The sequence below is a fragment of the Apilactobacillus intestinapis genome, from assembly GCF_049166695.1.
Classification (GTDB): Bacteria; Bacillota; Bacilli; order Lactobacillales; family Lactobacillaceae; genus Apilactobacillus; species Apilactobacillus kunkeei_C.
The window spans coordinates 1-8,537 of sequence record NZ_JBMHFD010000023.1 but is presented as its reverse complement, the minus strand read 5'-3'; the positions used below and the strand labels follow the sequence as shown (position 1 = coordinate 8,537).

Annotated in this window: 6 protein-coding genes; 5 read left to right on the top strand and 1 reads right to left on the bottom strand. The window is 32.0% G+C overall.

Annotation, left to right across the window (positions count from 1 at the left end; all coding sequences use genetic code 11):
- The 3 genes from ACOMA7_RS07600 to ACOMA7_RS07590 all read left to right on the top strand — a co-directional run.
- Nucleotides 1–680 (top strand): mucin-binding protein (locus ACOMA7_RS07600; protein WP_421393131.1); only part of this gene is annotated, 680 nt, incomplete at its 5' end.
- Nucleotides 681–792: 112 nt separating this feature from the next.
- Nucleotides 793–1,359 (top strand): TetR/AcrR family transcriptional regulator, encoded by a 567-nt coding sequence (locus ACOMA7_RS07595; RefSeq protein ID WP_421393128.1) that lies wholly within the window; start codon nt 793–795, stop codon nt 1,357–1,359.
- 286 nt (nt 1,360–1,645) lie between these two features.
- The gene (locus tag ACOMA7_RS07590) at nt 1,646–4,288 is read left to right on the top strand and encodes a BspA family leucine-rich repeat surface protein (RefSeq protein ID WP_421393125.1); all 2,643 of its coding nucleotides are present in this window, start codon (nt 1,646–1,648) and stop codon (nt 4,286–4,288) included.
- A 51-nt stretch (nt 4,289–4,339) separates the two neighbouring features.
- Here the strand turns inward: ACOMA7_RS07590 and ACOMA7_RS07585 are convergent, their stop codons facing one another.
- Nucleotides 4,340–4,648: a hypothetical protein gene (locus ACOMA7_RS07585; RefSeq protein ID WP_421393123.1), complete on the bottom strand. Its 309-nt coding sequence runs from the start codon at nt 4,646–4,648 to the stop codon at nt 4,340–4,342.
- Between the two features lie 570 nt (nt 4,649–5,218).
- On the opposite strand from ACOMA7_RS07585, the gene ACOMA7_RS07580 reads away from it, so the two are divergent.
- Nucleotides 5,219–5,665: a hypothetical protein gene (locus ACOMA7_RS07580; RefSeq protein WP_421393120.1), complete on the top strand. Its 447-nt coding sequence runs from the start codon at nt 5,219–5,221 to the stop codon at nt 5,663–5,665.
- Between the two features lie 236 nt (nt 5,666–5,901).
- A partial coding sequence (locus ACOMA7_RS07575; protein ID WP_421393117.1) for a mucin-binding protein occupies nt 5,902–8,537 on the top strand: 2,636 nt, incomplete at its 3' end.

Here is an 8,537-nt window from a genome sequence, read left to right as displayed (position 1 = left end):
AGTACAGTGATCAAGGATACGTGGTGGTAAGTAACACCTACCCAGTGAATGGAGTTAAGTTCAATAGTGATGATAAAGAACAAGACTTCACCGTAACATTGGCACACAAAGTAGATACGGTAACACCGGACCAACCAGGCGAACCAGGACAACCAATTAATCCAGATAACCCGGATGGACCAAAGTGGCCAAACGGGACTGATAAGGATAGTTTGAGCAAGAGTGTAACTAGAACAATAAATTATGTAGACGAAAATGGTAAAAAACTACATGAAACAATTGTACAAACAGTTACTTTCACTCGTGAAGCACAAGTAGACGAAGTCACAGGAGAAGTAACCTACGGTAACTGGTCATCAACTGAATCAAGATGGAGTAAAGCTGTTAGCCCATCTATTACAGGATACAAATTAACAAACAGTAATGAAAAGATTGTTGAAGCTACCGAAGTTAATGAAAATAGTGAAGATGAGGTAATTAATATTCAATACAAAAAAGTAACACCAACTTCTGAAATAAATAATCCAACACCATCAAATAAACAAAATGGTAGAAAAGAACATGGTAAATTACCACAAACCGGAGAAGCAGATGAATCAAAGGTTGAATTAAGTGGATTAGCATTACTATTAATTTCGTTAACTTTAGGTATCTTTGGAATCAAGAAAAGAAAAAAATAAGATTTAAGGATAAATCTAAATAGAAGAAAACCGCCTTACTGTTTATATTGGTAAGACGGCTTTTGTTTGTTATTATTTTTAGATTAAAATTTTTTGCAGTGGAGGATATGATATGAGAATTAAAGATAAATCAAAAAAGATGATAGTTAACAGTTTTTTGAATTTAACGGTTCATAATGATATTAACGAGATAAGTATTGATGAAATAATTGTTAACAGCGGACTTTCTAGAGGAACTTTTTATAACCATTTTAGGAATAAAAATGACATAATTATTTATGTTGAAAAGTTAATGTGTAAGTCTATCGATGAAGTTTTTGAAGATATATCTCCAGAAAACAAAAACTATATGGACATTATGACGCATAGAATACTTCCCCTTGTTTACGAAAACAGAGATTATACTAAAATATTATATAAATATTACCAACCATCTTTTTTCGATTTTATTGTAAAAAGATACTCAAAATATTTCATTAAATATTTTGATCACTATGATGAAAAAGTTCTTAAATTATCGAAGGATTTCGCGGTTCAATTTTTCTTTAGAATGATGTTAAATGCGATGTTATTATGGATTTCTGAAGCAATTCCTACCAGTCCAGAGGAATTTGAACCATCATTTAAAAAGATTATAAATTCTTCGGTTGCAGATGTGTGTGGAATTAAGATACATTGATTTATGTTTTAATAAAAAGGGTAATAGAATTTATTTTTATATATTCTATTACCCTTTTTATAATCTATTTTTTAATTGTATAGAATATGCTAAAAAATTTATATTAATTTTAATTAGTATATTTTTTATTCATCTAAATTATCAGTCCTGCTATTTTTAGGTATAAAGTGTTTAACTATATGACAAAAAATCCATGAACATTGATGTTACGAGCATATAGACGTGTTGAATAGATTGAATATAAGAATATAATTGCCCTGTAAAAATTTTTTAGCAGGTGATTACTATGTATAACAAAAAATATACAAATAAGAATAGTGAAAAGAAGATACTTAAAAAAGTAAAAAAACAGTGGGCAGTTTTATCGATTGCTTCTTTTGGAATTATTGGATTATATTCTTTTAATCAATCTCAGAAAAATATTGTTAATGCAGATGTTGTTAATCCTAGTAATAACAATTCTAATAAATCGATTAATGCAAACTCTGACAGTTTTAGATATTTAAAGTGGGGAACTGCTAACGTAACTTTCGATGAGCAAAGTAAAACTTTAACCATCAATGGACAAGATAATGGTGAACCCGGGACCCTTACTCAGGATGGGCAACCCGGTGATATTAACTTTAAAAAAGATGTTAAAAAAATAATAATAAAATCACCTGTATTTTTACCAGTTAATGCAGGATACACATTTGGTAACTTTAATAATTTGACGGATATTGAAGGCTTAGATAAAGTGGATGCTTCTAATACAAAAGTAATGGATGGACTTTTTGCCGAAGATCATAATTTAGAAAAAGACATAGATATTAGTAAATGGAATACTTCTAATGTAGTTAGCATGAATCAAATGTTCAACGCTGACAAAAAAATCAATATTATTAATCTTAATGGTATTAATACACATAGTGTAGAAAATATGTATGGCATGTTTGCTAATTGCTATAATCTTGAGGTCGTGACTGGTATAAATGGGCTAGATTATAGTAACGTTACAGATATGACATATTGGTTTGCTTACGACGTTTCATTAGATTCTTTAAATCTATCTAATGTATATGCTCCAAAGGTACAAAAGGTAGATTATATGTTTATCAATGATGTGAAACTAAGATATCTTGATTTATCAAAGTTCTCAACAGAGAATATCAATGATGGGAAAATGTTTTGGTTCCAATTAGAACAACCATATGAATATTTCCCATATAATAACCAACCAGAAAAAATCAAAAGTCATTTAATAATGTTAGTTACAGGAGCAGACTTTGATGGTCGAAAGGTGAGGTTTGAAAGCTTTGGTGGGAATAGAAAGATTCTTTACTTAGATAACGGACAAATTTACCAATTCGATACAAATAACTACGACAATACTGAAGATAACAATAGTAATTATCCAGAAAACGTGGTAAAAGCAGCAACTAATTCTTGGCGAGGAGCAATGGTTAAATTTGTGGACAGCAAAACAGGTCAACAGGTTGGAAATACATTGTTAGCTCAGGGATTAGCAAATATTAGTTCTTCCCCTCTAGTAATGAATATCCCATCAGGTTACTCTTTAACAAAAGGAAATACTAACATTATTACATTTACTGGAAGTGAAGATGCAAATTCGGTTAAAACATTCTATATAAGCAAAAATTTGAATATCACCGTTAATTTAACTGATGAAGGAAAGACTATAAAGTCGACTAAACTTGTGGTTCCTGAAGATGAAATGGTTGATGTATCTACAGAATTACCAACCGGCTATGAATTTGTTGGATCGTCTAAATTTCAAGCAAATGATAATCAATTAGAAGAAAATATAGAAATAAGAAAAACAAGCGGAACAAGTAGTTCAGCACCATCTAGTGCAGAAAGTAGCGCCACTAGTGAAGCTGCAAAAAGTGGGACAAGTAGTTCAGCACCATCTAGTGCAGAAAGTAGCGCCACTAGTGAAGCTGCGACAAGCGGAACAAGTAGTGCGGCACCATCTAGTGCAGAAAGTAGCGCCACTAGTGAAGCTGCAACAAGTGGGACAAGTAGTGCGACACCATCTAGTGCAGAAAGTAGCGCCACTAGTGAAGCTGCGACAAGTGGGACAAGTAGTGCGACACCATCTAGTGCAGAAAGTAGCGCCACTAGTGAAGCTGCAACAAGCGGAACAAGTAGTGCGACACCATCTAGTGCAGAAAGTAGCGCCACTAGTGAAGCTGCGACAAGTGGGACAAGTAGTGCGGCACCATCTAGTGCAGAAAGTAGCGCCACTAGTGAAGCTGCAACAAGCGGAACAAGTAGTGCGGCACCATCTAGTGCAGAAAGTAGTGCCACTAGTGAAGCCGCAACAAGCGGAACAAGTAGTGCGGCACCATTAAAATCTTCAAAAGTTAACAGAATTGTAAAAAAAGCTTATAAGAAAATTAAAAAATCTAATAATCATGGAAATAACGGAAGTAAACCATTCAGATTTAAATTAGCACCACGTAGAGTGTACATGGTTAAAGGATTCTACAGATATTCCAGCACAAGCTTTAGTAAGAAGAATCGCCTACAAGGGTATAAAAAACATAATCGTCCAAATGCGGTAATGTTCACAATTGTAGGAGAAACAAAGAGTAAGCACGGACTAAAGAGATACAAGGTATATCAAATTGTAAGCAAGAAGGAAGGTCTATTTAGAGTAGATCATAAGAAGTGGGGTTACATCACCGCTAAACCTTCATACATGAGACCATTGTATTACAGTAAGAACGTGCACAAGGTTAAGGTAATCGGTAAGGGACTACGTGCATACAAGAACAGTAAGTTAAGTAAGTACGTGAAGTCATACAAACGTGGAACAGTCTTGAAGGTAAAAGCAGTCAAGAAGCTAGGAACCACGTACAGATTACAACTAAGTGATGGAAGATATGTGAGCTCAAACAAAAATTTAGTTAGAACTATTAAGTAATCAACAAAAAAAGACGCATAAATAATTATGTGTCTTTTTTAATAATGAAATTTATATATAAAGTAATGTATTAATCAATAATAGAGCAAAAATTATACCAACAAAAAAGAATAAGATGAACAAAGATAAATTTATTAATACATTTTTATCTGATAAAGGAAAATATTTTTTGTTACTTTCATAAAAAATAATAGATGCAACAATCATGGAGATTATTGCAAAAACTATAGTAAACAAATCGTTTCCAGTTGGAGAAAACCAAAGCAATTGTGTCAATTCACAAAGAATGAACATTGTGAATCCAGTTTTTATTCCCATTGATGCCATATCAATGACTATATAAATAAATCTTTTATGCATAGAATTATTCCTCTCTAAGCTTTTATAAACTTAATAACATCCTTATGATATATCCTCCAAGTATTATTGAAAGATCATAAAATAAGAATTGTGTTAAATAATTGAAATGCTCAGTATCGGCGCTTCTTAATATACTATCCAAAAAAATATATAGTACTGCTATCCCAAGGAATATCATGAAAGCTGAAAATATTAATAGTAAAACGGGTGATAATCTAATAGAGTTTCCTATATTTGAATAAATTATAACGATAAAACCCTCGATGATTACTCCAAGAAAGAAACCTTCCACTATTAACGATAATGATAGTTTTTTCATTTTTTATTTTGTACCTCACAAATATAATATTTACTTTACTTTATCATTTCATAATTAATTATAAAAATTAGTGAAATTCAACTTTATAAACTAATTGTCATCAGATGATATTAAACATTTTATTTTATAGAACCATGTATATCGATAATGAATAATTAGTAAATAAATAAAAAATAAAATAATGTTGAAAGTTAATTAATTCACAATCGAATAGTATAGCTTTTTAAAACAATTACATTAGGAGGAAAATTATGAAAAGAAATCAGAAAAGCAGTAATTCAATAAAAGTATATTCTCGTGGAGTTTTAGATAAGAATTTAAAAATTAAAAATGCTGCATGGGCTTTTGTAATTATAAAAGATGGGATAGAATATGTAGTTTCAGAAAAAACATTTGATTCAAATGAAATAAACATAGAAATCAGAGCACTTAACCATGCTTTGGATAATTTGCTAGAAAAAGAATTGAATAATCGAAAAATTGATATCTATATATTCAACTATGAATTGTTGAATATAATTAAAATGTTAAGAGTACTAGAAATTAATAAGTTGAAGATGTCTTTTACAAGTAAGAATTCAAATGCAATTCTTAAATTAAAACGTTTATTATCTTTTTTCTCAGATGTTAGTTTTTTCTTCAAGATTGATCCGGATGAAAGATTAGAGCTAATTTTAAAAAGAACGATACGAATGTAATTAAACAATATGCCAACTTTCATAAAACTTAAATAAAACTTAAACAATATATTTTTTGTCATTATCAATGCGTTAAAACACGGTTTAATTAAAACTTAATGTAAATCAATGAAATAATCGGTGACAAAAAGTCAATCAGTTGCTGGTATGTCAATGATAACACGCCTTGATTCGATAATATATGGATGTATACTTCGTTTTGTATAGAATGTATTTTCATATGAGAGGGTGGTAAAATGCTTTATAATCATAAACAGTTCAGAAAAAACTCTGATAAAAAAATTATGAGAAAAGTTAAAAAGAATTGGATAGTCTTATCAATTGCATCTTTTGCCTTAATCGGGGCAGCAACAGTAATTGAGTCCAATTCAAATGTTGCTTTTGCTAGTGAGACGCAAACATCATCAAGCGCATCAAGTATTAGCAATAGCACTAGTGATACTGACTCATCGAATAGCAGTAACAATAGCACTAGTGATACTGACTCATCGAATAGCAGTAACAATAGCACTAGTGGTACTGACTCATCGAATAGCAGTAACAATAGCTCTGGTGGTACTAATTCGTCAAAGCATAGTACCAATAATACAAACGGTACCGATGAATCGATTAGTAATAGAGAATCCAATAGTAATAATGATTCAAAAGATTCTGCTATTCCCGTTACTCAGGTTCCTAATACCAGTAAGTCACAAGATTACACTCCAAGTAATAGTCAGGACTTAAAAAACTCAGTCGATAGTGCAAAAAACAACGGTGTAGTTTTTAATGAAAGTAGTAATCAAAAGAACGAAATGGTTAAAGATAAAGCCGTTTCTGATGCTACTGATGTTCAAAACTATAATCAGAATAAAATAAATGAGATAACACAAGCGGTTAATAATTATAAAGCTCACCTAAGTGATTATCAAAATAAATTAGATTATTACAATGATCAGTTGAATAAATATTCTGATGAAATCAATAAAGCTAAACAATTGCAAAATCAAGGCATTATAGATGCTTCATTGTTAACACAACAGTTAGATCTTGGTGATGAACCTAATGCAAAATTGAGTGTTTCGGGCGTTGGTAATGGATTAATCCTCAATAATAATTCAACGTCTCCTATTAAGAATGCAGGTGTTTCTGATTCGGAACAAGCTAGCAGAATCTCATATGACGGAACAGGTAGCTATAATGGCGGACAAGTTGCTGTTGCGAGTTTTACAAATTTAAAAAACTCATACTATCAAGATATTATTGGAGTAAAACATAATATTTCAAAGATTGTAGAAACTTTTTCTAACTTGTCGTCACAACCATATGCTGGTAGTGCTTTTTTGAAAAGCCTTAGTAGCGGTATTGCTGCAGTTAATTACACTACACCGGCACTAACAATTTATCATAATCCATCTCATGGATTTGTTTTTGGGGCTTCGTCAGGTGTAACGATGAAGACAGAATACTACGATGATAGTGGTAATTTAATTCCTTTGAATGATGAAAGTAATGCATATTTAGTAATTGGTAGTTTAAATAACTGGTCTGATCATAGGGAAGGAATTTTTGTAAGTAATGATTCGGATGCTCATCCATATCAACTTAATGGTTCTTCTGTTACAAAACATGCAACAAGTAGCGGGACTGCAATGTATTCAGATAATGGTAATCCTACCACTCCTGATGGACATTTGTGGGATTCGGCAGGTAGTCAGTACTCATACTATGGTTCATCTATCGTAAAATTAACAGGATCTAATAATTCAGTGAGATTTACTAGGGATGCTTCATCCTTTGATTCTTTTCCATTTGTATGGGCTACCGTAGCTTCTAGTTTGGTTGGACAATCAGCTGCTATCCCTAATTTATTTAAGCCACTACAACCATCAAAACCTGTTTTAGACGTTAATTATACTGCAGTAAATCTTATAAATGGTATAAATAAAATCAATTATGTTGACGAAAATAACAATAATATAGGATTAACTGATAGTTCATATGGCGACAATTCTCAAGGTGATGGATTAACAACAAGTTCAAAAATTTCTAATTTTGAAAAAATGGGATATTCTCTTTTAAGTGACAATCACGGTGATGACAGTAAGAACTATATAGGTGGGATAGAACAAGATTTTACAGTAATGTTCTCACACAAAGTAGATACGGTAACACCAGATCAACCAGGCGAACCTGGACAACCAATTAATCCAGCTAACCCGGATGGACCAAAGTGGCCAAACGGAACCGATAAGGATAGTTTGAGCAAGAGTGTAAATCAAACTATTAATTATGTGGATTCGAATGGTAATGTTATATACAATCCTACTAACTATCATGTAACTTTTACAAGAACTGCAAAAGTTGATGAAGTGACTGGTGAAGTAACATATAGTGATTGGGATAAGCCAGATTACAAATTTAGTGATACAGTATCTCCTGTAATTAAAAACTACGTTATTAACGAAGATTCACAGAAAGTAATTGCTGGTGTAACTGTCGGACCTATCTCTTCTGATAATGTAAACAATATAAATGTTGTTTACAGTTTAAGACCCAACCTAGATGGTGAAGCAACTAAGGTGAAGGGTGAAATTGACGCTGACAATACATTAACAAGTGCAGAAAAAGCACAACAAAAGAATAATGTAGACAGTGTTAAAAACATTGATCAAGCTAAGATTGATGTATCATCCGATTTAAATAATGCTAACGCAGCATATGACCAAGGTGTTAAGGACATTGATGCGCAACACGTACCAGGTAAGAGTGTAGCGGACCAAAAGGAAGCCGCTAAAGCTAACCTAGATAGTGAAGCAACCAAGGTGAAGGGTGAAATTGATGCTGACAATACATTAACAAGTGCAGAAAAGGCACAACAAAAGAGTAATGT

Excerpts from the sequence above, each read along its gene's own strand:
- ACOMA7_RS07595 (WP_421393128.1), top strand. The coding sequence starts at position 793 with ATGAGAATTAAAGATAAATCAAAAAAGATGATAGTTAACAGTTTTTTG.
- ACOMA7_RS07590 (WP_421393125.1), top strand. The coding sequence starts at position 1,646 with ATGTATAACAAAAAATATACAAATAAGAATAGTGAAAAGAAGATACTT.
- ACOMA7_RS07585 (WP_421393123.1), bottom strand. The coding sequence starts at position 4,648 with ATGCATAAAAGATTTATTTATATAGTCATTGATATGGCATCAATGGGA.
- ACOMA7_RS07580 (WP_421393120.1), top strand. The coding sequence starts at position 5,219 with ATGAAAAGAAATCAGAAAAGCAGTAATTCAATAAAAGTATATTCTCGT.